General features: G+C 56.6%; 24 protein-coding genes and 6 pseudogenes. 12 read left to right on the top strand and 18 right to left on the bottom strand.

The features are described 5' to 3' along the window. Positions 1 to 78: 78 nt before the first annotated feature. Positions 79 to 632 (top strand): annotated as a pseudogene (locus M1D99_RS12790) (oxidoreductase). Positions 633 to 702: 70 nt separating this feature from the next. Here M1D99_RS12790 and M1D99_RS12785 read toward each other — a convergent pair. Further along, a pseudogene (locus M1D99_RS12785) lies at positions 703 to 924 on the bottom strand (hypothetical protein); the annotation flags it as partial. 112 nt (positions 925 to 1,036) lie between these two features. Further along, positions 1,037 to 1,362: pseudogene (locus M1D99_RS12780) on the bottom strand (transposase); the annotation flags it as partial. 256 nt (positions 1,363 to 1,618) lie between these two features. Between M1D99_RS12780 and M1D99_RS12775 the strand changes: the two are divergent. After that, complete coding sequence (locus M1D99_RS12775) at positions 1,619 to 1,822, top strand: DUF7660 family protein (RefSeq protein WP_434575667.1); 204 nt, start codon at positions 1,619 to 1,621, stop codon at positions 1,820 to 1,822. Between the two features lie 558 nt (positions 1,823 to 2,380). Here the strand turns inward: M1D99_RS12775 and M1D99_RS12770 are convergent. The 3 genes from M1D99_RS12770 to M1D99_RS12760 all read right to left on the bottom strand — a co-directional run bounded on the left by M1D99_RS12770 (position 2,381) and on the right by M1D99_RS12760 (position 4,683). Further along, positions 2,381 to 2,710: a hypothetical protein gene (locus tag M1D99_RS12770; protein WP_458131973.1), complete on the bottom strand. Its 330-nt coding sequence runs from the start codon at positions 2,708 to 2,710 to the stop codon at positions 2,381 to 2,383. A gap of 75 nt (positions 2,711 to 2,785) precedes the next feature. Continuing rightward, positions 2,786 to 3,511, bottom strand: a complete 726-nt coding sequence (locus tag M1D99_RS12765) for a ferritin-like domain-containing protein (protein WP_434603908.1) — start codon at positions 3,509 to 3,511, stop codon at positions 2,786 to 2,788. Further along, on the bottom strand, positions 3,508 to 4,683 hold the full coding sequence (locus tag M1D99_RS12760) for a hypothetical protein (RefSeq protein ID WP_434603910.1): 1,176 nt from the start codon (positions 4,681 to 4,683) through the stop codon (positions 3,508 to 3,510). Before M1D99_RS12760 ends, M1D99_RS12765 begins: the two co-directional genes overlap by 4 nt. A gap of 297 nt (positions 4,684 to 4,980) precedes the next feature. Between M1D99_RS12760 and M1D99_RS12755 the strand changes: the two genes are divergently transcribed. Further along, positions 4,981 to 5,664, top strand: a complete 684-nt coding sequence (locus M1D99_RS12755) for an SOS response-associated peptidase family protein (RefSeq protein WP_434603912.1) — start codon at positions 4,981 to 4,983, stop codon at positions 5,662 to 5,664. 490 nt (positions 5,665 to 6,154) lie between these two features. Here the strand turns inward: M1D99_RS12755 and M1D99_RS12750 are convergent, their stop codons facing one another. From M1D99_RS12750 to M1D99_RS12740, 3 genes are read right to left on the bottom strand one after another with little or no spacing between them, the layout of a single operon-like run. Beyond that, on the bottom strand, positions 6,155 to 7,132 hold the full coding sequence (locus M1D99_RS12750) for a saccharopine dehydrogenase family protein (RefSeq protein WP_458131972.1): 978 nt from the start codon (positions 7,130 to 7,132) through the stop codon (positions 6,155 to 6,157). Further along, entirely contained in the window at positions 7,129 to 7,530 is a 402-nt protein-coding gene (locus M1D99_RS12745) for a VOC family protein (protein WP_434603913.1), read from the bottom strand. Before M1D99_RS12745 ends, M1D99_RS12750 begins: the two co-directional genes overlap by 4 nt. A gap of 14 nt (positions 7,531 to 7,544) precedes the next feature. Then, positions 7,545 to 8,288, bottom strand: a complete 744-nt coding sequence (locus M1D99_RS12740; protein ID WP_434603915.1) for an SDR family NAD(P)-dependent oxidoreductase — start codon at positions 8,286 to 8,288, stop codon at positions 7,545 to 7,547. A gap of 139 nt (positions 8,289 to 8,427) precedes the next feature. Between M1D99_RS12740 and M1D99_RS12735 the strand changes: the two genes are divergently transcribed. After that, a complete protein-coding gene (locus M1D99_RS12735) occupies positions 8,428 to 9,321 on the top strand; it encodes an AraC family transcriptional regulator (RefSeq protein ID WP_029240836.1) in 894 nt (297 codons plus the stop codon). A 5-nt stretch (positions 9,322 to 9,326) separates the two neighbouring features. Here the strand turns inward: M1D99_RS12735 and M1D99_RS12730 are convergent, their stop codons facing one another. Then, positions 9,327 to 9,581 (bottom strand): nuclear transport factor 2 family protein, encoded by a 255-nt coding sequence (locus tag M1D99_RS12730; protein WP_458131971.1) that lies wholly within the window; start codon positions 9,579 to 9,581, stop codon positions 9,327 to 9,329. A 6-nt stretch (positions 9,582 to 9,587) separates the two neighbouring features. Next, a complete protein-coding gene (locus tag M1D99_RS12725) occupies positions 9,588 to 9,791 on the bottom strand; it encodes a nuclear transport factor 2 family protein (protein ID WP_434603920.1) in 204 nt (67 codons plus the stop codon). 122 nt (positions 9,792 to 9,913) lie between these two features. Here M1D99_RS12725 and M1D99_RS12720 point away from each other — a divergent pair, with 122 nt between their 5' ends. Further along, positions 9,914 to 10,297, top strand: a complete 384-nt coding sequence (locus tag M1D99_RS12720) for a winged helix-turn-helix transcriptional regulator (protein ID WP_458131970.1) — start codon at positions 9,914 to 9,916, stop codon at positions 10,295 to 10,297. 14 nt (positions 10,298 to 10,311) lie between these two features. On the opposite strand, the pseudogene M1D99_RS12715 reads toward M1D99_RS12720, so the two are convergent. The 4 genes and pseudogenes from M1D99_RS12715 to tnpA form a co-directional block, all read right to left on the bottom strand. Next, positions 10,312 to 10,644: pseudogene (locus M1D99_RS12715) on the bottom strand (hypothetical protein); the annotation flags it as partial. A 31-nt stretch (positions 10,645 to 10,675) separates the two neighbouring features. After that, positions 10,676 to 12,208: an IS66 family transposase gene (gene tnpC / locus M1D99_RS12710; RefSeq protein WP_434603924.1), complete on the bottom strand. Its 1,533-nt coding sequence runs from the start codon at positions 12,206 to 12,208 to the stop codon at positions 10,676 to 10,678. 63 nt (positions 12,209 to 12,271) lie between these two features. Next, positions 12,272 to 12,436 (bottom strand): IS66 family insertion sequence element accessory protein TnpB, encoded by a 165-nt coding sequence (gene tnpB, locus M1D99_RS12705; protein WP_434603926.1) that lies wholly within the window; start codon positions 12,434 to 12,436, stop codon positions 12,272 to 12,274. Between the two features lie 9 nt (positions 12,437 to 12,445). After that, positions 12,446 to 12,766: an IS66-like element accessory protein TnpA gene (tnpA, locus tag M1D99_RS12700; protein WP_434603928.1), complete on the bottom strand. Its 321-nt coding sequence runs from the start codon at positions 12,764 to 12,766 to the stop codon at positions 12,446 to 12,448. A gap of 177 nt (positions 12,767 to 12,943) precedes the next feature. On the opposite strand from tnpA, the gene M1D99_RS12695 reads away from it, so the two are divergent. Further along, entirely contained in the window at positions 12,944 to 13,213 is a 270-nt protein-coding gene (locus tag M1D99_RS12695) for a DUF6555 family protein (protein WP_434575625.1), read from the top strand. 445 nt (positions 13,214 to 13,658) lie between these two features. Here M1D99_RS12695 and M1D99_RS12690 read toward each other — a convergent pair whose 3' ends face one another. The 3 genes from M1D99_RS12690 to M1D99_RS12680 form a co-directional block, all read right to left on the bottom strand. Then, positions 13,659 to 14,981 carry an APC family permease gene (locus M1D99_RS12690; RefSeq protein WP_434603930.1) on the bottom strand — a complete coding sequence of 441 codons (1,323 nt, stop codon included), beginning with the start codon at positions 14,979 to 14,981 and terminating at the stop codon, positions 13,659 to 13,661. Between the two features lie 913 nt (positions 14,982 to 15,894). Continuing rightward, on the bottom strand, positions 15,895 to 17,601 hold the full coding sequence (locus M1D99_RS12685; protein WP_434603933.1) for a diguanylate cyclase: 1,707 nt from the start codon (positions 17,599 to 17,601) through the stop codon (positions 15,895 to 15,897). A 493-nt stretch (positions 17,602 to 18,094) separates the two neighbouring features. Then, a complete protein-coding gene (locus M1D99_RS12680; RefSeq protein WP_434603936.1) occupies positions 18,095 to 19,030 on the bottom strand; it encodes a LysR substrate-binding domain-containing protein in 936 nt (311 codons plus the stop codon). A 144-nt stretch (positions 19,031 to 19,174) separates the two neighbouring features. Here M1D99_RS12680 and M1D99_RS12675 point away from each other — a divergent pair, with 144 nt between their 5' ends. The 5 genes from M1D99_RS12675 to M1D99_RS12655 all read left to right on the top strand — a co-directional run bounded on the left by M1D99_RS12675 (position 19,175) and on the right by M1D99_RS12655 (position 22,589). Beyond that, complete coding sequence (locus tag M1D99_RS12675; protein WP_434603938.1) at positions 19,175 to 20,374, top strand: MFS transporter; 1,200 nt, start codon at positions 19,175 to 19,177, stop codon at positions 20,372 to 20,374. A gap of 524 nt (positions 20,375 to 20,898) precedes the next feature. After that, a complete protein-coding gene (locus tag M1D99_RS12670) occupies positions 20,899 to 21,138 on the top strand; it encodes a hypothetical protein (RefSeq protein WP_434603940.1) in 240 nt (79 codons plus the stop codon). A 90-nt stretch (positions 21,139 to 21,228) separates the two neighbouring features. Next, positions 21,229 to 21,462 (top strand): hypothetical protein, encoded by a 234-nt coding sequence (locus M1D99_RS12665; RefSeq protein WP_434575618.1) that lies wholly within the window; start codon positions 21,229 to 21,231, stop codon positions 21,460 to 21,462. 112 nt (positions 21,463 to 21,574) lie between these two features. Further along, a complete protein-coding gene (locus M1D99_RS12660) occupies positions 21,575 to 22,216 on the top strand; it encodes a chemotaxis protein CheB (RefSeq protein ID WP_458131969.1) in 642 nt (213 codons plus the stop codon). An 82-nt stretch (positions 22,217 to 22,298) separates the two neighbouring features. Beyond that, complete coding sequence (locus tag M1D99_RS12655; protein WP_458131968.1) at positions 22,299 to 22,589, top strand: hypothetical protein; 291 nt, start codon at positions 22,299 to 22,301, stop codon at positions 22,587 to 22,589. Positions 22,590 to 23,178: 589 nt separating this feature from the next. On the opposite strand, the pseudogene M1D99_RS12650 reads toward M1D99_RS12655, so the two are convergent. Continuing rightward, a pseudogene (locus M1D99_RS12650) lies at positions 23,179 to 23,761 on the bottom strand (AraC family transcriptional regulator N-terminal domain-containing protein); the annotation flags it as partial. A 19-nt stretch (positions 23,762 to 23,780) separates the two neighbouring features. Here M1D99_RS12650 and M1D99_RS12645 point away from each other — a divergent pair. Then, positions 23,781 to 24,344: pseudogene (locus M1D99_RS12645) on the top strand (ABC transporter permease); the annotation flags it as partial. Between the last annotated feature and the right edge of the window lie 375 nt (positions 24,345 to 24,719).

The raw sequence follows: 24,719 nt of genomic DNA, 5'->3' as shown, positions 1-24,719 counted from the left end.
AATTTCCGTCCTCCTTGTTATGGTTTGAGTCCAATTGATTAGCCGGACGACTAATCAACACTTTTAAAGGAGGAAACAGTGTCCCGACTATTCTCGCCGCTAACATTGCGCGGAACTACTATTCGAAATCGAATTGGTATGGCGCCCATGTGTCAATACGTGTCCGACGACTCGCTGGTGAATGACTGGCACAAAGTTCACCTGGGTGCTCGGGCAATTGGGGGGTAGGTCTTATCATCCTCGAGGCCACCTCTGTGACTGCGGACGGACGAGTAACACCCCAGGATCTTGGTCTCTGGTCGGACGCGGCAGTGCCAAAACTCAGGGAACTTGCTTCATTCTTGAGTGCGCAGGGGAGTGTTCCAGGCATTCAACTTTCCCATGCGGGTCGTAAGGCCAGTCGTCTAAGGCCTTGGGAGGGTGACCTTCCATTGCTCGCGGAGCAAGGAGGCTGGGAGCCTGTCGGGCCGAGCCCGATTCCATTTGCAAAAGGATATGCTGTGCCCCGTGAGCTGGATCTTTCGGAAATACCAGCGTTACAGGAGGCCAGACTCACTAGCCTGCCCCGAGTATGTCGCCCGTATAACGTCCAACCAATACCAAGAATTTTGTTTATCGTTGCCGCAGAGTGAACGCTCAGAAGGCCAACGCTGACATGATCACGGATTGCGGCACTTCAGGAAGCCGCGAAACATCACATGGCTACTCCGTGAGTCCGCGATGTGAATTCAGTGTTCCCAAGCCCCTCCACAGCCCCGCCATTATCCCCAGCCCCTCTTGAACAATATCGGTCAACAGATGCTCATCTGGCGCATGCTGAGCACAGGCTGCGTAGGAATGAGGTATCCACAGCGTCGGTAACCCGAGGGAATGGGCAAACATATCGTTAGGGATAGACCCACCGATATTGGGCAGAACTACGGGCGCACGTCCAACCGAGCGAGAAATTGAAGCCATGGTTATCGAAATGCTCTCTGAGAATTGTCTCGATTGATTCGTATGCAGTTCATACGACAAATCGCATGGGGCAGCCGGAGTCGGCCATGTTTTTGAACTCCGGAGCCAAACGCCCCGTTAGCCACATCAACTCGACGTTGCGCTCGGCCTCACGCTCAAGCCGGCGACTGGACTGAATCCAATTGAGGTAGCCGTAGATATAGATCTTCCGCAAGACCGCTGGGTGGTGGCTGGCCGACCGGTTGCGGCAGGATCGACGCCCTCAAACCCAAGTGCGCCCAAGTCGAGTTCATCGACGAAAACGTCGACCACTCGCACTGGATTTTCTTCGGTTACGTAATCGTCCAGACACTCCGGCAGCAAGGTGACTTGCGTCCGGGCCTCGCCTTCAATGAATCGCTTCATGATCGCCCCTGTTACGACCTCGACGATGAAAAGGTTAGACGATTGCTTGCCCTTTCTCACAGCCTCCCCCAAAGAGAAAGTAAGCTTGCTCCTCATCTCGTGGCATAGCAGCATAGTGAGAATTTACTCCTTCGCTATCACCTATCCCGCACTTCCAAGGTCACCATGTCCATAAGTCTTGATGAGCTACTGAAAACCGTAGACGACGAACAGTCATTCATCGGCTTCATTGAAGCTCTAGGTATGGATTTCGCCGATGAGCGTTTGCTGGAAGAGAGCTCTCCGTCGTCTCCCTATGGACCGGGGCGTTGGATGGGAAAACGGCTCTATTGATACCTTTCTTGATGCTGCCGCAGCGTGGGCGACTGCCAGCTCACGCAGTTCCCCTGTGAGTGCCAGTAGATCAAACGTATGGCAACGCTGTGCGGCCATTCTGCTGGCTGGTAAATTTTATGAGTGAGCCCAGCCATTGCTGTTCGAAGGACTACGACCGAACAAAGGCTGCCGGTCGTGAAAATCCACTATCGGCTCATACTGCTTCAAACCGCAGGTCTTGAACTGCTCGGCGGTGTTTTCACACAGGCTGGGCCCGAAGTAGCCATGTCGACATGAGTGCAGACATTTTTTAGGCACAAAAAAAGCCACTCAGATGAGTGGCTTTTTTTGAATCTTGGAGCGGGAAACGAGACTCGCATCTGATGTCCGACCCATTGAAATCTAAGGGGTTTCCTTTCTTGCCGAAGCAGGAAAAGACTCAATTCTGGACTTGTTTTTGGGGAGTATCAAGGCCAAGAGGAGTGATGCCGGGCTGCGCCAACTCATGCGACCCATAGCCAATAGGACGGGTGCCTTGGCTCTGGACAATCATCCTGTCAAATGATCCAGAACCCATCGGCGAAATCCGGCTAGCTCGGAGGTCACGATTGCATCGTCCGCGCCGCGAATGCCATGCATATCAGCAGTTACATTTGCGCCTGATTGGCGCCCACGACGCCCCCTCACACCGAGCCTTAGTCGCTCACTTTTTCATACATTGAACGAGGATAGACGACCCTACGCATTCCTTTCGCTCCCCCGTCCCTCCCTTCCCAAGCAGGCACAACGAGGCTAGGTTGAGACAATCGTGCTGATTGCGCGCCAGCATTTCCACCGTCAGTTGATAAGCCTGGTCGGCCGCATCTTTGAGCAGTTGCCAGTCCTCCAGGCTGATAAATTGATGCAACACCAATTCATCGGCGCGCCGAATCAGCGTGTCGCGATAATTCTCGGGAAAGTCCAGGCGATACGCGTCGTCTTCGAGCAAAAGCCGCCAGGCTTTCAATTCCATCTCAAGGTCGGTTTCACTCACGGGCGGTTGTCCTTTTGGAGTTCGAACCAGCGGCCCACCCCGGGTCAACCAGGGTGGAGCCAGTTACAAGCAAGCTCAGCTCACTTGCGCAAGCAGGTCTTGCTTGATGAAGTTGCGCACCGTGGCCAGGTGCGTTTCCTCCTGTTCCAGCGCATGGCCGAAGCGCTTGGCGATCAGCGGATGACCACCCTTGTGCGCCAGCTCGATCAGCAGTTCCCAAGCCGCGTTGTCTTCCAGTTCGATGGTCAGGATCGCGCTCATCGATTGCGAGACGGTTGTGCGTGGGTCAGTCAATACTTGCAACACGCCCATGGCCTTGACGCCCGCCACGTCCGCGCAAGGCGTCATGGCCGTCGGGTCGCCGCCGAGGGTTTCGATGGCTTCGCGCACGATGTTCATGTGCTCCAGTTCCTCGGCCTGGATCTGACGCAAGGTTTCCACCAATGCTGGGTCGGCACCGGGCGCGGACGTGGCCTTGGCGACCATCGCCTCATACAGCCTCACGCCGGTGCGTTCGAAGGCCAGGCGTTCGCCGAGCTTGTCCAGCAGCACTTCCGGCGCCTTGCCGATGGTTTTGTCCAGTGCGGTCTTGACCATGCCTTTGACCGAACCCGGTGCCGGTACCGAGCCGATCAGGTCGGCCTCGCGAATAGCGCGCTCGCGCTCTGCGGTGTAGTCGCTCATGTCGCCCGGCACATCCGCCGGAAACAGGCGGGTGGCTTCCAGTTGGCGAGTAGTGTCTTCGGGAGACATCTGGGCGCCGGTACGATTCATGCCGATGATCACTTGATGTTCGCTCATTGCTGTTCTCCCACTGGGTTGAGTTCGGTGCCGGGCTTGAAGGTGTAGCCGGCGGAGACGATGTTGGCGGGCACGCCTTCGCTGTTGAGCTGGGCGCGGTAGTCGAGGGACGCATGGCCTTCGCGCTCCTTGGGCACGTAGTCGATGCCATGGGCGCGCAGGTCGACTTCCCGGGACAACGTCTCGCGGACAAAATCGCGCTGGCTCTTGAAGGCAATCATGCGTGGCAGCGGACCGGCCAGGATTTCGGCGGGATCGCGCCGTTCGTGTTTCTTGAACAACTCGCAGGCCAGGTTCAAGTGGCCCAGTTCGTAGTCGAGGAAGCGTTCCCACATCGCTTTGATGCGCGGGTTTTCTTCCTGCTCGGCGCAACTGGCGTAGGTGTAGACCTCCATCGCCTCATGCACCAGCCACTTCTCCATGAAGGATTCGCTGGGGTCCTGCAGCGAGCCGTACTGGGTGACGTGCTGTTCCTCCACCGAGGCAATCTCGGCGTACAACGCCCGTGCCACCGGGTCAGCGAACAGCGGGCCGATGTTCATGTAGTAATCGTGGGTCTGGTATTCCGCGCCGGTAATCAGCGCGGCATGGATTTTGGTGATCAGTGCGGCGCTGTCCTTCTGATAGTTGTTTCGAAGGTCATCGCCGGGGGCGCGGTGGTGCTCGCTGGTGGGCCGGCCGGGCACGATGTCGGTGTAGCCTTGCAGGATGTTATTGGCGTCCTTGCCTTCCAGGCGATCAAGCATCGCGGCGTAACGGTAGAGGTGGTCGAAATCTTCCAGCAAACCGAAGCGGTATGTCTGCGCCTGGTAAGGATCCGGCTCGTTCTGGGCCACCGCGGCGGTGACTTCGATGGCGACCTGTTCGTAGGCCACGGTAGTTTCAAGAGGCGAATGATCAGCCGACAGCAGCCAGTTTATCGCGGTCATCTGATGCTGCTCGGCACGCCTTACCTGGGCCAGGGGCAGTTGCAATTCCTTGTGGAAACGCGCGCCGAAATGCTTGAGCCGCAGCGCGTCGGATTCGACGCCGTTCATCAGGATCACCCGCACCCGCGTGAACGCATCGTCATCCAGTTTGCTGATGGGTTTGCCGGCCAGGTCACGCCAGGTGAACGTCTGCTTGTCCAGCGGCGTCCCTTTGTTATCCAGCAGGTTGTCGATTTTGGTCATGGGTCATTTCTCCTTCATCAGAAGCCTCGCGATACGCCGTCGATGCAACAGCAGCGGGGACAAAACGAACGGACCTTCGGAAATTGCGCGGCTCTCCGTGCAGACGATGAGCGGTCGCATAAGCGGATGAAACGCCGCTTGATTTTTCCGCTCATCCGATGACGATAAGGATTTTCGAACCAAGCTTTGGCGCGCCGGCTCGGAGCTACATAACACCGCTGCAACCGACCGAAGACGACTCGTTTTTTTTCGGCTTCAACGGCGGGTTGTAGTCCATATCTGCCTGGAGTTTTCGCGATGTGTGAATGTTTCGTTCAGCCTGTTTCTTCCAAGGATTCCCTGGCGTTCTTTGCCCAGCGCGAGCCCTTCAGCGCCAACTCATCAAGCTTGCCCGCCGACAGTCTTCACGCCGCGGCGGCGCCCGCGCTGCATCAGCGACAAAGCGTGATCAAGCCGAACATGCAGGTCAGCGCCATACGCAACCGTGGCGGGCGGCTGGAGTGCATCAAGGTGCGCTGGGGGTGGTCGCCCGTCTGGTCGATGGGCACGATGCCGCCGCTGACCCACCTGCCCTTGCACCTGGTGATGCGTTCCAAAGTCTTTGACCGGGTCAAGCGCGACGGCAGAGTCTTGATAGCGGTCGATGGTTGGTATGAAACGTTAGAACCTGACGTGGCTGTACCGTCCCGCCGCCTCAGCTACACGACCTCCCGCCAGTCGTCACCGATATTCCTTGCGGCCCTAGCCCAGGCCAGTGAAACGCCAAATGGTTGCGATGGCCTTGCCCTAGTGACCTACGGCGAGATCGTCAGCGAGCAGCAAAGAGTGCTGGCCTTTACCCGCGAAGATGCGTTGGTATGGCTCCAGCCCGACTTACAATGGGGGCAAGCGCAGCAGATCGCCATGCATATGGCGATTGCCGAACCGCAGCTTGAACACTTATTGACAACTGAGCGACGGGTCCTAGGAAGGCGAGGATGACCGCTATATGGTGTTGGAAACATCTCTATAAGGAAGGACTTTTATCCGAAATTGTTTACAAATTTCTGACGGTCCGCTGCATTGCGTTCGAGCCGTCGTCACATACCGCAACCGCCACCGCAACAATTCTGGAACGCAGGAAAAAGGCACCGCCGTCGGCAGCCCTAGCAATCCATTGCCGCTCCGGCCACCGAGTCAACGATAACTCAATTTTCCGTTGGCTACCGCGCCGACCATCAATAGCTTTGCCGGGATTGTATGCCTGTTATTCATCGCCAAAGCTGATTAGGTATGCACCTCGGCGCCTACGTCCGTAAGCGTCCGGCTAACTCACCTTCCGAAGTCCAGCATTAAGGGCGATGGTGTTCGCGTATTTTAAGCGGGCGCGATGACCTTATCTCTCAACGCCTGATCGCCCAAAGTCGCCCCTTAGTCGTTGTTTTTCGATTAATCACGTCAGGGCAGCATTCACTCGGCTGCCCAACTCTGGCTAGAAATCGGTGATTGTTGTACCGGCAACGGTTTCGGCGAAACCGACGCCGAGCAGGTGTGCCGGGGTTTCAAAAACTGCGCGCCGTTCCCCGCTCAGCACTCGGCGAGCCGCCTCAACCGCCGCCAGCGGTGTGTAGGTGTACCCGTTGACGGTCTCGATCACCGAGCGGGCCACACTGCTATCTGCATCCACGACCTCGGCCACGGCCAATGCTCGATGCGCCAGACGCTGCTCTTCACTCGGGCCTTCCGGCAATAGCGAGAGGTCGCCCTCGGGAAAGGCGGCATCCGGGATGTGCACGTACACGGCTATGTTAGGAATACCTGTGGAGCGCCAGCCCGTAACCAGATCCCCGAATGACAATGGCACACACAGCTTTGGGCCAGCGCCAAAATCAAACTCGCGGGGAGGCTGGTCGGGGACTGCCACGAGTTCCCCTTCAATACGCGCCAGAACCCCTGCGCCGATGATCTCACTCACGCTTGATGCCGAGCCGCGAGACATGGGGCCTGCCACTTGCAGCGCCACGTTCAACGATTGGGGTTGTTCAACCCTGGCTGAGACATGCAGAGCCAGGCAGTCGGTCGGCACCACGTCCCAGCCAACGCCAGGCAACAACATGACACCCGCTTGCGCAGCTTCGAGATTCAATGACTCGGCCAGCCGGTAAACGTTGATCTCTGCGGTGATGTCGAGGTAGTCCACCCCTGTCCCGATACAGGCGCGCATCAAAGGCTCTGCGGTATATGCGAATGGCCCGGCGAAATTCAGCAGCACGCTGATACCGTCCAATGCGTCTGCCGTCACACCTTCAGCGCCAAATACGCGAAATGGCAGCTCCAGTTCGGCAGCCAGAGGCGCCAGTCGGTCAGCGCTACGGCCTGCCAGAATCAGATCCAGGCCCACCGCTTTGGCGTGCTGCGCGGCCATGCGTCCGGTATAGCCGGTCGCACCATAAAACATCAGAGTTTTCATTGGGCGTGCTGCCAATTCTTGTAAACGAATTCGAGGCTATAGCCGTCCGGGTCGAGGACGTTGGCCGCGTAGTAGTTCGGGTCGTAATGCAGACGTGCGCCGGGAGGGCCATTGTCTGTTGCCCCTTGGGCGATGGCCGCTGCATAGGCGACATCGACCTCGGCACGGCTATTGGCCACGAAACCTACGTGCACCGCCTGTCCCTCCACCACCCCTTCGCGCAGCCAGAAGAACATTCGGCCATGGGCGCCAAAGCCCTTGAGGTCAGGATGACCAGGAGGCCCGTCCTTGCCTTCGTAATCCAGACGCGCCGTGATGCCAAGCGGCGTCAGTGCTGCCTCATAAAAGTGTATCGAGCGCTTGATGTCGCTTACCGAGAGAAAAATATGATCGAGCATGGAGCCTCCATGATTCAGATGATGTAGCCGCCTGCGACTTCGATGGTTTGCGCGTTGATCCAGGCGCTTTCCTGAAAGAGCAGCATCGCAATAACACGAGCGACGTCTTGCGGCTCGCCCACCCGGCCCAGTGCTGTCTGACCGGCCAGCATGGCTTCAAACTCATCGTTCAAACCGCCCCCCAGCTCAGTACGAATGGCACCAGGCGAAACCGCATTGGCACGAATACCGCGCTCACACAATTCTTTCGCCATGTAGCGGGTCAGTACTTCGAGACCGCCTTTAAAGGCCGCATACGGCGCGACCCCTGCTGTCGCGACGCGCGTTGTGGCACTGGTCAGGTTGACGATGCTCGCGCCATCTTCAAGTAGCGGCAGCAGCGTTTGAGTGAGGAAGAAAGGCCCCTTGAGGTGCACTGCGAACAGGCCGTCGAATTGCTCCTCGCTGACTGACTCAAGCGGGTTGAACAGACCGTAGCCTGCGTTGTTTACCAGACCTGCCAGCGTGTTTGTGCCCCAGGTAATTTCCAGAGCGGAGACCACGGCATCACGAAATGCAGCAAAGCTTGAGGTGTTACTCACGTCCAGTCGCAGCGCAACCGCCTTGCCGCCAGCGGCCTCGATTTGCCGGACGACCTGGTGAGCTGCATCAGGATTCTGGTTGTAGGTAAGGATGACGCCCATGCCCCGTTCGGCAATATGGAGAGCGCCGCTGGCGCCGATGCCGCGACTGCCTCCGGTGATAACGATGACGCCCATGGTGCACTTCCCGTGTCGATGACTTGAGCCTCCACAGTAGAGTCTCCGGCCATCCAGAACGTGGCCATTCCTACTCGAAACCTGCCTGTTTCTGCTTTTTGCTTGCCAAGTCCCAAACGAGCCGGGCAGGATCCAGCCCATGACCACACAATTGAATGAACTGCGAGCCCTGACCTCAAGTGCTGAAAATCGGCGCACTGAGACAGGAATTCCCAGGGTAGCCATGGTGCAGGGTGAGATTCCCGAGCACATGCTGGCCGCCGTCTACGAGCCGATGATCAACCTGATTCTCCAGGGCAGTAAAACCATGACCGTCGGGGAGCAGACGTTGCACTATGACCCGGCGACGTACTTCGTGATGTCCATCGAGCTGCCCGCCGTGGGCACAGTTCATCCGGCGTCGACCGGAGAGCCTTATCTCGCGGTAAGCCTGACGCTCGACCCGGTGGCGCTAACCACGCTGCTGGCCGACCTACCTCTTCCGGCTGATCGCCATGACCAAGATCCGGGTTTTTCAGTAGCGCCGGTCACGCCTCAGTTGATGGACGCTTGGGTGCGCCTGCTGCGCTTGATGGGTGACCCGCAAAGTATCGCCGCCCTGGCGCCCGCATACGAACGCGAGATCCTCTACCGTGTACTCCAAGGCCCTCACGGCTGGATGCTGCGTGAAATCGCCGCGCCGGACTCTGCGATGGCCCGCGTCAATCAGGCCATTCAGTGGATCCGCCGCGACTTCGCCGAATCTATTCGGGTAGAACATATGGCAGAGAAAGCAGCGATGAGCGTTTCGGCATTTCACCGACACTTCAAGGCGGTAACCACACTGAGCCCTCTGCAATATCAGAAGCGTGTACGCCTGCTTCAGGCTCGCACCCTTATGGTTGCCAACGCCAGAAGCGTCACTGCGGCTGCCTTTGAAGTCGGGTATGAAAGCAGCACCCAGTTCAGCCGAGATTACGCAAAAGTCTTCGGGCTACCGCCCTCACGAGACGCTGCGCGCATTCAGCACGAGAGTAAAGTTTCAAGGGCCTGATCAGATCAAATACCGGCGAGGACTGCGGGATCTCCCGTCCGCCAGACGTTGTCCACCACGAAGTGCTGAATGCGCCAGGTTTCACCCTGCCTGACCAGCTTCACGTCGTAACGGTTTTTCATGAGATAGGAACGGGAGTGATCAGTTTTCAAAACATGTTGGGCTTCTACCAACGCATCCAGCACCGCCTTATCCCCTTCAAGGGCGACGCGGGGATTGTTCACAGAGTGCGTGGTATCGACTCGGCTAAGTGACGTCATGAGGGCCTATACGATGGTGTCACGACCTTCAAGAACAGGGTATTCGAAACCGGCTTTGGCTGCTGCGGGCCGGAAATCAGAAGCGGCACTATCTGTAAGCACCGAGGCCATAAGACCGGCATCACGAAGATCAATACTTGCAGCGTAGTCATATAAAGCTTCGGCGACTGCAAGCTTGTCAGCGGTTTCTTGATCGTATTGAGAGGACATGGCTAACACCCTAAGTTAACTAAAGCCTCAGGGTATAAGATGCGGATCAAATAACAATTACGCACTTTAAAGTAATCAGGTATATCCAAATACACCACATGCGCGAGCGCGAGGCGTGATCCATGAATAATACCAACATCGACATATCAAGCGGGACGGCCAGCTGTCCAAGCCGCTATTTGTTGGATCAGATCGGTGACAAGTGGACGATGTTGATTCTCACGACACTGTGTGAAAAGCCGCTTCGCTTTAACGAACTGAAGCGGTGCCTGGACGGTATCACTCAAAAAGCGCTGCCCCAGGCGCTCAGAAGGCTCGAACGCAACGGGTTCCTTGCGCGCCGTGTCATACCCTCTTCACAAGTGGGGGTGGAGTATCGAATCACGCCGCTGGGGCGGACACTGGAAGAACCTTTCAAAGCTCTACATATCTGGACGATTGTGCATCTGGCGACAGTCGTCAAGGCGCAATTGGATTTTGATGAGCGCGAAACAGAAGCGAAATGACACTGTTGGATCACTCAGCTAACAGATGCAAACATGCCAGCGATAATCCTGGCATCGAGCAAAGCGTGGTGGGACAGCTCCGCACCTTCGCGGGTTGGCTTGAGCGTCGTTGCATCGGTAGGAAAATTACGAACGATCCTGGGCCAGCGTCCGTCCTCATAAACCAAGTCGCACAAAGGCTCCCAGTCGTAATTAGGGGCGTCAGTGACGATCTCGACTTCTTCTTTGAACGACGTCAGAAATCCGAGCAGCGTTGACCCAGCGTCAACAATGGGCCGTGAGTACCTCCCGCCCCATAGCTGCTGGAGCACGATTTCCTTAACGAACTCATTAGAGTCTTCTTCTCGCGTAAGCGTCCGCCACCTCGCCTCGCGTAAGTCAGGCCGGCCCCCACTGATGCGGCAGCAGCTGCCCGATCTCACTGGCACGCTGTGTCGGCAGCCGCGTCAGCACATCTTTGAGATAGGCATACGGATCATGCCCATTCATGCGCGCCGACTGGATTAGGCTCATGATCGCCGCCGCCCGTTTGCCACTGCGCAACGACCCGGCAAATAACCAGTTCGAGCGTCCGAGTGCCCATGGCCGTATCTGGTTCTCGACCTGGTTGTTGTCGATGGGCACAGCCCCATCGTTCAAGTAGCGCGTCAGCGCTACCCAGCGTTTCAGGCTGTAGTCGAGGGCTTTGGCCGTGGTTGATCCATTGGGCACCAGGTCGCGCTGGGCCAACATCCAGTCATGCAGTGTTTTGCTGATCGGTACCGCCATTTCCTGACGTATTCGCCAACGTTCGTTGCTCATGTCCCGAGCCTGGCGTTCAACCTCGTACAAACCGCCAATTGAGTGCAGCGCCTGTTCAGTCAGCTGGCTTTTATTGGCTATATGCAGGTCGAAGAACTTGCGGCGAGCATGAGCCATGCAGCCGATTTCCGGGATGCCCAGCTCGAAGCTGGCCTTGTAACCGGCGAAGTCGTCACAGACCAACTTGCCGCTCCACGTACCCAGAAAATTACGCGCATGTTCGCCGGCACGGCTTGGGCTGAAGTCGTAAACCACCGCTTTGAGCGCCGAAAACGGCGTAGTGCTATAGGCCCAGACATACGCTCGGTGGGTTTTCTTCTCGCCCGGCGCAAGCATTTGTACCGGTGTTTCATCGGCGTAAATTACGCTTTGGCTCAGCACAGCTTCACGCAGTGCATCGACCAGCGGCTGGAGCCGCACACCGGTTTGCCCGACCCACTGGGCTAAGGTAGAGCGAGCAATGGCCAGTCCGGCACGACCAAAGATCTTTTCCTGCCGGTACAGCGGCAAGTGATCGGCAAACTTGGCCACCATGACGTGGGGCAGCAGGCCTGCGGTCGGGATACCTTTGTCGATAACCTGCGCCGGCACCGGCGCCTGGATCAGTGTTTCGCACTGACGGCAGGCCCATTTGTCACGTACGTGTTGCTCAACGGTAAACACGCCTGGCGTGTAATCCAGCTTCTCGCTGACGTCTTCGCCGATGCGCTGAAGTTGGCAGCCACAGCCGCACTGAGTGCTTTCTGGTTCGTGTCGAATCACGGTGCGTGGAAACTGCGGCGGCAAGGGCGCACGTTTCGGGGATTGCCGGGCTTCGGCCTGCGGCGAAGCTGGGAGAAGCTGTTTCAGCTCGGCCTCGATCGCTTCAAGATCAGTATCGAGCAGGTCATCCAGCAAGCCGCCTTGCGCCGGGCTGATTTGCTCGCTGCGCTTGGCGAACTTGTGGCGTTTGAGAAGGGCGATTTCGTAAGTGAGCTGCTCGATGATGCCTCCATCGTTCTGAATCTTCTTGCTCATCGCCTCGACCTGGGACTGCAACTGCAACGCCTGTGCCGCCAAGGCACGAAGCTGTTCCGGCGTCATCTGGTCGAGGTTGGGCGAGAAAGTCATGCCGCCGATTGTGCCAGAGCAGGCACGTAACGACGACAAGTAGACCGGCCAAATGGCCGACGTTTACAGCATGCTGATCACACCGCCTGCGCCGACGCGCTGCCACGGCAGGCCCAGCACCAAAGCCTGGAGTTGTTCACTGTCGAGTTCGACCTCGCAGCCATGGCGAATGCCGGGCCAGTGGAACTTGCCTTGATTCAGCCGCCGCGCTGCAAGCCAGACGCCCATCGATGCGGATCATTGAGCGACAGCCCGGATAAATTGCGCGCAGCCCTCGGGATCTGAGGTTGGCCATTTCACTGTGATCACTTGGCCGGCCATGGGCAACTCGATGATCACTGACGCTTCGGCAGGCCGTTTAGGTGCGGCTTTTAGCGGTACGAATGCCGGTAGTGAAGTCGCTGGGGGCTGATCTCGATAGAGTGGCATCCATTTGCAGATGACGTTGGCATTGATGCCGTGGTTGATGGCGACACTGGATACGGTTGCGCCAGGTTGCAGGCATTCCTGAACGACTTGGGCTTTGAATGGTTTCGGATAAGAGCTTCGTTGGCGCATGGAAATCCTGGCGATGAGGGTGATCGCGTCCGCTTAAAAATACGCGGACACCATCGCCCTTAAAGCTGTAGTTCGGAAGGTGAGTTCGCCGGACGCTTACCTACGTCCAGCCTCGTCAGATGGATTGAATTAAAAGCCCTCCAAGTACTCAGTAACTCCTCACCGGGAGGAATAACGATGCCCTCAGCCACGTTGTACATAATCGATTACGAAATACATGGAGTGCCGAAGTCTTTCATCATTCGCTTAGACATCATGAATAACGCTGAGGCATGGCATTGGGCGAGTTGCGATGCGGGCGTGGGCCGGATTCCGAAGTTCGGTCGAGAAAAGGTCAGGCGTGTCAGCAAACCCCTCGCGGAGCGTTTAGGCATTTCCAATGTTCGCTGGCGCTTGTCGGGCGCAGAACCTTTCAAGCCCGCCGCCTACGTCCCACCAAGGTATTAGCTCCTTCATGAAGAGGGTGGTCCTTAAGCTGATTCGCGACCGCCCTCCACCATAAAGCGTCTGGTATCTGAAGGACCTTCTGACTCCTTTGTCGACGCAACGGAAGGGGGATACCGAAGGATTGCGGCCGCATAAATGGTCGATGCTGAGCGGCCTCATGACGATGATCTGCCATGATGATCCGAGTCTCGTATTACATCATTCAGAGCTAAGGGTCTCTGACTTAGCGGTGCATACAAAACACTGTTTAATTGTCAGCATCGTCTCGATGCGGGCAGAAGCACTTCCCCTACCCGCCCAAGCCCCTAAACAAATGCTTGAGCTACTCGATTGGTGCTTTTTCAAGTTAACGAACTCAGCGAGTCAGGCAGGAAGAGTACTCTTCCTGGTCCCCAAAACAGGCGGTCCACTCAAAATCTACGCTTTAATCGTGCCATTTACTCGGCTAGTTAAGCTTAACAACGGTAGGCACGGTAAGCCGGGTAAACACATACAGCAGCACACCCACTAAAACAAGTGCCCCGCCTCGCAGCCAAGTGCCCATGTTTTGCTGACTCAGCAATACGAGGCAAGACAGGATCGCCAGCCAGGGTACCCAGGTGGGAACCTGAAAATGTTCCTCTGCAACCTTGTCCTTGCGTAACACCAGCACGGCCATGTTGGTGCTAAGGAACACGAACAATAAAAGCAGCACCACGGTTTGCGCCAAGGTCGCCAACGTTCCTGTCAGCGTCAGTGCGATGGCGACGAGCGTCGTTGCAATAATCGCCGCCCACGGTGTGCGCCTGTGCGGCAGGACCCGTCCCAGGACATCTGGCAACAGCCCCAGATTTGCCATCCCATAGGTGAGTCGACTGGCCATGATCATGGTCAGCAGCGCTCCGTTGGCCACCGCGATGAGCGCGATAAAGGCGAACAGGCGCGGCGAAACGTCGAGCCCGGAAGCCCGAACCACTTCGAGTAATGGGGCCGATGTGGCGAGCAGTTTCTCCGTTGGCAACACTGAGGACGCGGCGACCCCAACGGCCATGTAAACCGCCCCTGCGGTAATCAGCGCCGCGAACAAGGCCCGTGGGTATACCTTGCGGACATCCTTGATTTCTTCCGCGAGATTAGCGGACGTCTCAAAACCCACGAACGAATAGAACGCCAGCAACGCCGCGCCCAACACCGCCAGTATTGGACTGACCCCAGGCTTGAACTCCAGCGCCCTTGCCAGTTCAGCTTCGCCAGAACTGAAAAAGTAACCCGCAGCAACGATGACCAACATCAGCCCTGACAGCTCGATCACGGTCATCAGCAGATTCGCCCCCAGCGATTCCTTGATCCCTCGCGCATTTAAGAGGGCAATGACCGGCAGGAAGACCAGCGCAGCAACGTGGGGTGATACCTGGATGAATGCGCCAAGATAATCCCCCGCGAAGGCCAGAGAGAGACCGGCGGCGCTGGTCACCGCCGCGGCGAGCATGCAAAAACCGACCAGGAACGATATCAGCGGTGACTTGAAAGCCTTTTCGGCAAACACCGACGCCGCACCCGCGTGAGGATATTTCGAGACAAGTTCGGCGTACGATCCTGCCGTCAGCATGGCGAAAAACAACGCGATCAACAACGGCACCCAGATCGCCCCGCCTACCTCTCCGGCGATGGTACCCGCCAGCGCATAAACGCCAGCGCCCAGTACATCGCCAAGGATGAACAGAAACAGCATCGGCCCCGTGACGGCGCGGCGCAAAGAGGGCTTGGGTTGTGACGGGTTTATTGTCATTTGAGGCTCTGCCAGGGGATTTTTTTCGCAAGATTCATCCGAGCGTCATGCCCTCGCATAACCTCTGAGCAGTGGAAAAATTCGCAGGCTAAAAGTTCACTTAATCGCCGATGGAGGTGCGGCACAAGAGTGGATTAGCTCGCGAACCGCCAGTCTCAAAGGCTCAAAATCCTCAAGTGGCACAAGCGGCAGCGCTTTCGGTCGGCCAGTCACTTTGACGGTGCCCCGCGGGTACGGGATTTAAACGCAAATGCTCGATAAAGAAGCCTCGGAATGCGCTCCGACTACTGCAAAGTAAGCGTAATGAAAGCAGGTGGTAGCGCCATGGCTTTGTCCGTTTGCACTCGAATCCATTTAAGGACGAGTCGGGCAATTACTGCCACATAAGTGGATGCCAACTTGATGTGCGTGATGTGAGCGATGCGTAGGCTGACTGCTTACGGTCAGTCTCGACGTTTAGCTCTTTGAGAACACCCTATAGCCGCGAAGACGCAGCCTGGTATCCAAAAGCCAGGATTGCCGGTGCCTAAGCCTACGGCAAGTAGCGAGACGCCTATTGGGAGCATGATGCGTTCTCCATAACCGAACAATCCATTCATAACTGATCTAAATTTAGCATAGGCCCATCGCAATAGTGGAAGAAACCGTCATTTTTGCAGGAACCATGAGACTCATCAGATCGCTAAGATGAGTAAAAAACGTAGATATCTCCCATGCAAGATGAGATGCCTGGGCGGTTACTGTGTTTTGCCCTAACGCCAACTTTGCTTTTTCCATTTGTTGGACCGGGCGCTCGGGTTGCGGGTACTCAACTGTGACACCTTTGCGGTGTCTGCGGCAGCCAACCAGTCATCGCTGGTGCTTCTGATCGGGCGACGAGCAGCGATCAGCCTGCTGCATCCCATCGAAACTTCTAGCGCTCATGCTTCACCTGAGGCCAGCATTCAACTCTGTTTTTCCCCAACCGCTTGGCTGCGTAAAGCGCTGAGTCAGCTGCCTTCAAAAGAGAGCCTTGGTCCAACCCGCTGGTTTCTGTAGAAGCGACCCCGAACGAAGCAGTCACTGTGAATGTCTGACCGTGATCCGTAAGACTCAACCCTTCAAGAGATGCTCGTATGACCTCAGCACGTGACGTAGCGCTCTCTGAGGAACATTCTGGAAGAATCACAATCAATTCCTCTCCGCCAAATCGACATGCGATGTCTGACGATCTCAACGATCGCAAAAGCAAAGCGGAAACCGCACGAAGCACAGCGTCGCCTGCTGGATGGCCATAGGAGTCATTTAGATGTTTGAAGTTATCGAGGTCTAGCATGACGACACTCAGGGCTGACCCGTTGCGCTCAGAGCGCGCCAGTTCGCGCTTTAACGCCTCGTCCATGAACCGCCGGTTATACAGCCCTGTCAGCGGATCCTTGATGGATTGAGTTTCCAATACTTGGCGCATCCGGCCATTCGCCAACGCCAGAGCCGTTTGTTCCGCCACAGCCTCAGCAATCTGTAACCGCTCTTCGGATAGGTCCCGCAGTCCAACCTGACGGATATGCAACAGCCCCAGAATCTCGCCATAAGCCATTAAGGGCAAACAGCAATCGGTCACTTGGTCGGTGCCCGACGCCGCTGGATAATGGCGACAGGAAAGGTCGTGGTGATGCTCAGTCAAATGCCATCGCCCTCGCCGGATCGCCCAGCAGTCCTTGGGGTTGAGCATCACATCAGCAGCCGTCCCTTCAGCTTGGCCCCACGACGCCGCACACTGAAGAACATCCGCCGAGTTGCGATAGAGAAAAAACTCCCCTTCACTGGCGGGTATTAGTCGCTGACAGTAGGTGCTGGCCAGTTGGAGCGTTTCCGTTTGAGTCAACTCCGTCTGCGCCAGTCTTGCCATTTCGGCGAGAAGGCCTATCTCCCCGTTGCGCCGCTTCAACCGCTCCAGGCTCTGGCTCAGTTGATCACTGACGAGGATGGCCGCCGCGGCGGACTCCGATTGACGTCGCACGCTTCGTCGCATGGATATATAGATAAAGCGACCTAAGCCCAAGGTCACGATAAAACTGACGATGGAGATCGCGACGGCCCAGCGGATGTTGCTTAAAAGTTGACGCTCGAGAACCGCGAGCTCCTCTGCTTCGTCACTGATCAGTTCTGCACTGATGGTGCGCACAGTGTCCATCAGGTCCTTACCACCGCCTGCGGCAATCTCAGCCTCTGCCGCATCATTTCCGTGGAGGCTTACCAGCTTCACCACCCGATCCAAATGCGTCATTTTCAGTTCAGCGTGGCGGATAAACTCTTCAACGCGACCAATCTCTTCGGCGGGATCGCCTTGATAGGACGCGCGCAGGGCCTTGAGCGCCGAAGGCAGTTGGGACACCGCGATGTAATAAGGTTGTAGAAAAACATCCTTTTCGGTCAGAGCATAACCACGCTCACCGGTCTCGGCATCAACCAACAAGCCCTGTACAGCGCGGATACGATCTATCTGCGCCTCGACAACGTTTCGCTCCAGGCGCGTCTCATTTGTCCAGAACAGCGTGGTGGGACTCACGGCCGCGGTGACGGCCATAACAATACTCGCGGCAGCGGTAGCGAAGAGAAGGCTTGCTTTACGATCAGGCATTAACGATCACGCTCTTGGGGGCCAATGATGTCGGCATGCAGAAGAAAACGGCAGGAGGCGGAGGCAGTTAACAGGTTATCGCACCCAATAATAAGGCAAGTAACCGCTATCGCCAGGTGTCGGGGTAGCTAGGAGATTGCGCTAAGAAGCTCCCATTGAATCCTTGAGGAACCACTCATCAGATTTAGACGCTGGACGAGGTACTGCCTCGCTACGAGGTTAAGGGGCCGGGGCCAGCATGCGCTGTTCCACCCAAGGGGCGCCCCGCACGGCACAATCCCGAACTATCTTCTCGCAGGCAAATCGGATAATAGGCCAATGATCGAGAGAAATCTGTGGCACTGGGCGGGACATGTGAGGGGGAACCCGGCTTATGATCCCACCACCATTCCAATTATCACGGTGCCTACTTTCGAGATCTCGATGGCAACAAGCTGTGCGTCTGCTGTCATGACTCGGTGCCGACTGATTCTGGCACCACGGGCAAAAGCCTTTATAACCGTTGCGCCCGCCCTCCTACCGCCTGAGTCAAATTGGCCGTCAGTAAGTCTATTAAAACAGCGACCTTGGGCAGCGTCTCACGGCTTTTCTGCCAGGCAAGATTGATCGCCATCCCATCTGTTGCCAACTGGGGCAGTACTTCGACTAATGTTCCTTCGTCCAATTGCCGTTGGACCAACCAGGACGGCAACTGGACGATACCGCAGCCCGCCAACACCGCAACCACCAAGCCCTCGCCATCGCCCACCACCAGCGTTGGAGCCACCTGCATCCTGGCCGTTTCGCCCCAGTGGCGCCCGGCGAAATTCCAAGGGCTGACATTTCCATCCCGCCATCCGTAGGCGATGCACCGGTGCTGTTCCAGATCAAGGTCCGTCAGGGGCGTGCCATGCCTGGCGAGATACGCAGGTGATGCGCAGAAAATATACCATTCGCTACCCAGGTACCGATGCCCCAACGTGTCCGGCCATACCTCTGCGCCGCCCAAACGGATAGCGATGTCCACACCTTCCTGTACGGCGTCGATGAAACTGTCGGAGAACGAAATGTGCGGGACCAATTGGGGGTATCGCTCCAGGCAGCGCAAGACGACAGGCAGTACCTGGGAACGGCCGAAAGCACCGGGAAGGTCGATCCGGACCCTGCCACGGGGCTCGGCGTTTTCAGCCTGTAGCGACAGCTCGGCTTCTTCGAGGTCGGCAAGCACGCTTGTGCATGTGCGAAAAAAGGCGCCCCCTGCATCGGTCAGCGAAACACGTCGGGTCGTACGGTCGAACAGTCGGACGCCGAGCCGGCTTTCCAGGCGAGCAACGCTTTTACTGATGGCAGAACCCGTGAGGCTCATCCGTTCAGCAGCAGCCTTGAAGCTGCCGGCTTCAGCGACGCAGACGAATACATCGATGCCCTTCAATCGTTCGGAGGAAAACATGGACACCCTTGATTCATGATCCTAATTCACTCAATGCAAGAAAAAACATCATAAATCATAATTGAAATCCTCAGTAAGCTTAGCAGCCGCCTAATCACTGCGCGATAAACGCTGTGCATGAAATTCCGCTCGAATGAGGCAAGGATGCTCACCACCCTTAAACGCTATCCCCCGTCAGTCAATTTGCTGCTTTCAGCGTCACTCATCTTGACGCTGGCCCGGGCAATCACGCTGCCCTACCTGGTAATCTACCTGTCGGGCAACTTTGGATTGAACGTCGCCGACATCGGCCTGGTGATCGGCAGCACATTGATCATCGGTTCCCTGTTGAGCCTCTACGGCGGCTTCCTGGTGGACAATATGCCCAGCCACCGACTCATCCTGGGATTCAGCGCACTATTCACGGTGGGGTTTCTCGGGATGTTTCTGGCTCGCGAGCTCTGGCTGTTCTACGGTTGCCTGATACTGGTCAACCTGGCTTATGCCGTCATCGACATCGCGGTCAAGGCAGGGTTTGGCAGCGTGGTTGCAATCGCCGAGCGCAGCGAAGCGTTCTCAATCAAATACACGCTGACCAACATCGGTTATGCCGTTGGGCCGTTTCTGGGGGCGGGCATGGCCAAGCTGGACATCAGCTTGCCATTCCTGTTGTCCGGCATGCTGGGTGCCGGATTCTGCCTGGTCTATTTCGTCTGGGGCGACAGAGGCCTGACGGTCGTTGATGCGAGCCACAAACCTGTGCCTTTCCTGGCCGTAGGCAAGCTTTTGCTCCGGGATTACCGCTTAGTGTGCTTCACCCTCGGCGGTCTGCTCAGCGCGGTGGTCTTCGGCCAGTTCACGGCCTATCTCTCACAGTACCTGGTGGTCACGACATCAGCAGAGTTCACCTATCGCACCATCAGCGCCATTGTAACGACCAATGCGCTGATGGTGATCAGCCTGCAATACGCCATTGGCCGAAGAGTCTCTCAACATCATCTGAACCTGTGGCTGACGGCGGGGCTGAGTCTGTTCATCCTTGGGTTGGCCGGCTTTGCCCTGGCCGATACCCTCGTGCTCTGGGTGATTGCCATGGCGGTGTTCACGCTCGGAGAGATCATTGTCTTCCCCGCTGAATACATGTTCATCGACAACATCGCGCCCGACCACTTGCGAGGCATGTACTACGCTGCGCAAAATCTTGGCAACCTCGGCGCCGCCTCCGGACCGGTGCTGTGTGGCCTGGTATTGGCGACGCAACCGCCTCACTGCATCTTCTACATGCTCGCCCTCTTCATTGTTGCCGGTGGCGTGTTTTATTTCCTGGGGGCTTGGAGGCTGGTCGACTCGCCGGCCAAGAGGTAACGCACGGCTTGTCACTGGCCGGTAAATAACGACCGGACGGGGCGCTCAAGAGAGCAAGATTGGCGGAGCGTACTGTGCCCGTTGGCCTCATGCTGGGTCCTCTCCAGGGGAAAGACCATGACCGACACACAAACAGATGGTTGCTGCGGTGTGAATTGCCCGACACTCAGGAGCTGAGATTATTCCTGATGAGCAATGCCGCGGACGTCGAAGTCGTGTCGCCCGCCCCCCCTTCGCTGTCATGTCCGCGAGCAATTCGAAACAGCGGTCCAGCCTGATGAACTCCTGCAACACCCGTTCATCGGCGCGCCGAATCATGTGGCGTGGTAATCCTCGGGAAACTCCGGGCGATAGGCGTCGTCTTCGAGCAACTGCCGCCAGGCTTTCAGTTCATTTTCAAGTAGGTTTCACTCACGGGCGGTTGTCCTTTAAAAGTTCGAGCCAGTGGTCCCACCCCGGATAAACTAGGGTGGCGCCAGATGGTAAGCAAGGCTCAGCTCACTTACGCAAGAAGATCTTGCTTGATGAAGTTGCGCACCGGCCAGGTGCGTTTCCTCCTGTTCCAGGGCATGGCCGAAGCGCTTGGCAATCAGTGGATGGGCCCCCTTCTGGACCAGTTCGATCAGCAACTCCCAAGCGGCGTTGTCCTCTCGATTGTCAGGATCGCGCTCATCGATTGGGACACGGTCGTGCGTGGGGCGGTCAATACTTGCAGCACGCCCACGACCTTGACGCCCGCCACCATCCGAATCCATTTGCATTAAGCAAAAATTGCGTCCATAAACGTAAGCTTCGAGAAACTAAAGGCGCTCCTCTCTTACCAATCAAAGGCCGGATGACACGCGAGGACGATCATGAGAAATAACGCCATTATTTCCGCTTGGCATGAAGCCACCGACCGCACAAACGAACTGTTTCGAGAGGCTGATCGTCTCAACGCGATCGCTTATGAACTGCTAACCCATGCCACAGATTCGCCTGAAGCCATGATCGCGTTTCAAAACGCGCGCGCAGCAGCTGATGCGAAATGCCTTGAAGGCAAAAAAGCCTGGGACCAGGCGAGGGCCGTATTTCGGAAAAAACACTGATCGCTAGTCGCGCTTCAATCGAACGTTCACCCGATTTGTGAGGAACTAAACCTTCCATCAGGGTGTGGTTGGTAATCTTGTGTTTCGTTTTTAGAGAGGGAGGTGTGTATCTATGCAACTCGATAGCCACTGTCGGAATATTATCGTTATTGGGGCTTCCGCCGGTGGAGTCGAAGCATTAAGGAGTCTATTTCGCTCCTTACCCTCTGACTTGCCAGCGGCTTTTTTGGTAGTGCTACATATTCCTCCGCACTCGCCGAGTGAGCTAGGCAGGATACTTGCTCGTGAAACCAGCATGAAGGTCATTTCGGTCCAAGCCAATCAACCGCTCAAAACCTCAACCGTCTACGTCGCCAGCGCTGATCACCATCTGCTTGTGACTAAGGAGGGGGTCCGCCTTACTCGCGGACCGAAGGAATGCAGAGTTCGTCCGGCTATCGATGTACTCTTTCGCTCAGCGTCGATGGCTTATGACTCCAGGGTGATCGGAGTGATACTGACCGGCGCGCTAGACGATGGAACTGCGGGGCTTTGGGCGATAAAAGACAGAAACGGTACGGCACTTGTGCAGGATCCTTCCGAAGCTACTTATGATTCCATGCCCCGTAGTGCAATAGAGCACGTCGAAACAGACTTTGTAGGCACACTCACTGAGCTGGCGAATCAGATAGCAACGCGGGTTAGATTGCCGATCAAGCAACTGGCCACAAGGCCCTTAAACGAGCGCCATCCTGATCGAGACGAGCATCAGTGAAAATGGCAACGGCTTGGAAGCTGGCGTCATGAGTATAGGGAATATTTCGAGCTATACATGCCCCGATTGTCATGGAGTTTTGGTGCAGATAGAAGAAGGATCGATTGTCAGGTTTCGCTGCCATACGGGCCATGCGTTTTCGATCAAGACCCTAATCGCTGAAATTAACGCCGCGATTGATACTGGGCTCTGGGATGCGCTCAGGGCGGTTGAAGAAAGAATTCTACTGCTTCGTCAAATGGGCGACCTGGCAGAAGCGCAAGGTTCTAAGAAAGATGCCGAGCGTTCCCGTTTCCGGGCCAAGGACGCAGAAGACCGCTTGAAGCCGCTCCGCGAACTTATACTGGACCCAGACTTTTTTCGCACCAGCTGAGTGACCTAATCACTCAAGTCCCATAACGGCGATCGAAAAGCTATTTCGTGGCTTTTCAAACGCCGCCCCAAAGGCATGCCGGTAACGAAGAAATCAACGTCAGAACATCTATTATGACGTGTTGGAGTTATCGGCGATGGGCCGCACTTAGTGGGCGCGTGAGAATACTTGTTCATATGGCCGCGGGTGACGGTCAACCGCTCACTCCGTGCAAGACTATTTTCGCATCAAATAAAGCATCCGTTCCAGATCTGGCCTATATGGCGATTTATGAGATGCCAATAACCACCGATTCAATTTTCTCTCGCTCAACGGTTTGCGTTTACTGAATTTGGCTGTGAGGAACGATTCAACTCTCACGATACCATTAGCCTATAACCGAAACAGGCCTGCACGTTCGGCCTATCTTACCTAACAGGTCTCCAGTAGCGCATTGTCTGACGCCAACGGCCGCGTTCGGTACAGAAGCAGCCATTCGTGAACGACCACTTCCGAGCCATAGCAGAGCCAAAGTCTTGCCAATTAGTGAGGCATATCTAAGACCGGCGGCTAAGTACACGTGGTGTTTGATGCTAAAAAGTAAACTGGTTTACCTTCTCTCGCCTCTGGTTTCCCCCAGAATTCGGGCTGCATCGCCCGCTGGTGGCAAACCAAACACCCGTACGTAATCGCGACTGAGTTGCGTAGCGCTTTCACAACCCACTTCAAGCGCCGCACGGGTGACACTTTTGGCACTCGACTATCAGTGTCCGTGTCTGTAGCAGGCGAACCCTTTTCTGATCCTGCAAAGGGCCCAGTGCTGTAACAGCTTTGAAGTGACGGTAGAAGGCTGAAACACTCACCGCAGCGCGTTGCGCCAATGCCTCCGCTCCTATGGATTCAGGGAAGTCACGGCGCATTTATTGAATGGCCAAGCTGACCCTAGCCATGGCGCTATCGGGGGCCCCGATGTCACGCAGCATCCAGCTGTGAGGCCCATGCAAGACGCGAAACGAAATCTCACGTTCGTAGACGGGTGCCAGGGCCGCAATCTCTTCGGGCCGATTCATCAAGCGCAGCATGCGTACCCATGCATCCATCAGATCAGGTGTAACCGGGGCTACCGAGAAGCCGGCATTCTTGTCGTACTGCCCGTCGGGTTTTGGAAGGTCTGCCAATAAGGTTGCCATGATGCAGCTGATCGATTACGTCACCACGGTGTCGATCATCCTCACGGGCGCCGCACTGATTCGAGAACGTGAACACGGCACCCTTGAACACCTGCTGGTGATGCCGCTGCGCGCGTTTGAAATCATGATAGCCAAGGTCTGGTCCATGGGCCTGGTGGTGCTGGTGGCCACCGCCTTCGCCGTGTGGGTGGTCGTGCGAGGTTGGTTGGCGGTGCCTATCAGCGGCTCGATCGGGTTGTACCTGTTGGGAACCGCATTGCATCTGTTCGCGACCACCTCCATCGGCATCTACTTGGGCGCGGTGGCGCGCTCCATGCCGCAACTTGGACTGCTGAGCATCCTGATCCTGATTCCACTGCAGTTGCTTTCCGGAGGGGCAACACCCCGTGAAAGCATGCCGGAGCTGGTGCAAAACGTGACGCTGGCCGCCCCAACCACACACTTTGTCAGCTTCGCCCAGGGCATTCTGTACCGCGGCGCGGGGCTGGCAATTGTCTGGCCGCAGTTCCTGGCGATTGCAGCTATCGGTGCACTGTTTTTCTTCGCGGCGCTATTTCGGTTTCGCCAAGCGATAACGCAAATGGCCAGAGCTCGGGCAGAACCCTTCTTCCAGCCTCGGCCTACAGCGGCAGCGGCCAATGCCGCTGGAACCTGTATAAAAAGGATACCAAAGTACAATTTATTGATGCCTTTGTGCCATCAATAATCCCGCCCAACGTGCCTGATCCACCTGTTCAGGAGAGGCCCCACATTCACCGGGGCGCTCCTGCACGCTCGAATCAACATCATAAGACTGTGGAAAGGACCTCCCGCCAGAGCCAAGAAGTAACGTTGCTACATGCGCCAGCTGAGCCATCTACCTGGACATGTCGGGTGCCAACCAAGCCAACGTTATTGGCCGGACCGTGCAAAACATAAGGGTTGTTGCCGCGATCTCGGCACACCCAACGATTGGGCTGGG

This window comes from Pseudomonas sp. R3-41, assembly GCF_054161485.1.
This window is presented reverse-complemented; position numbering and strand designations above follow the sequence as displayed.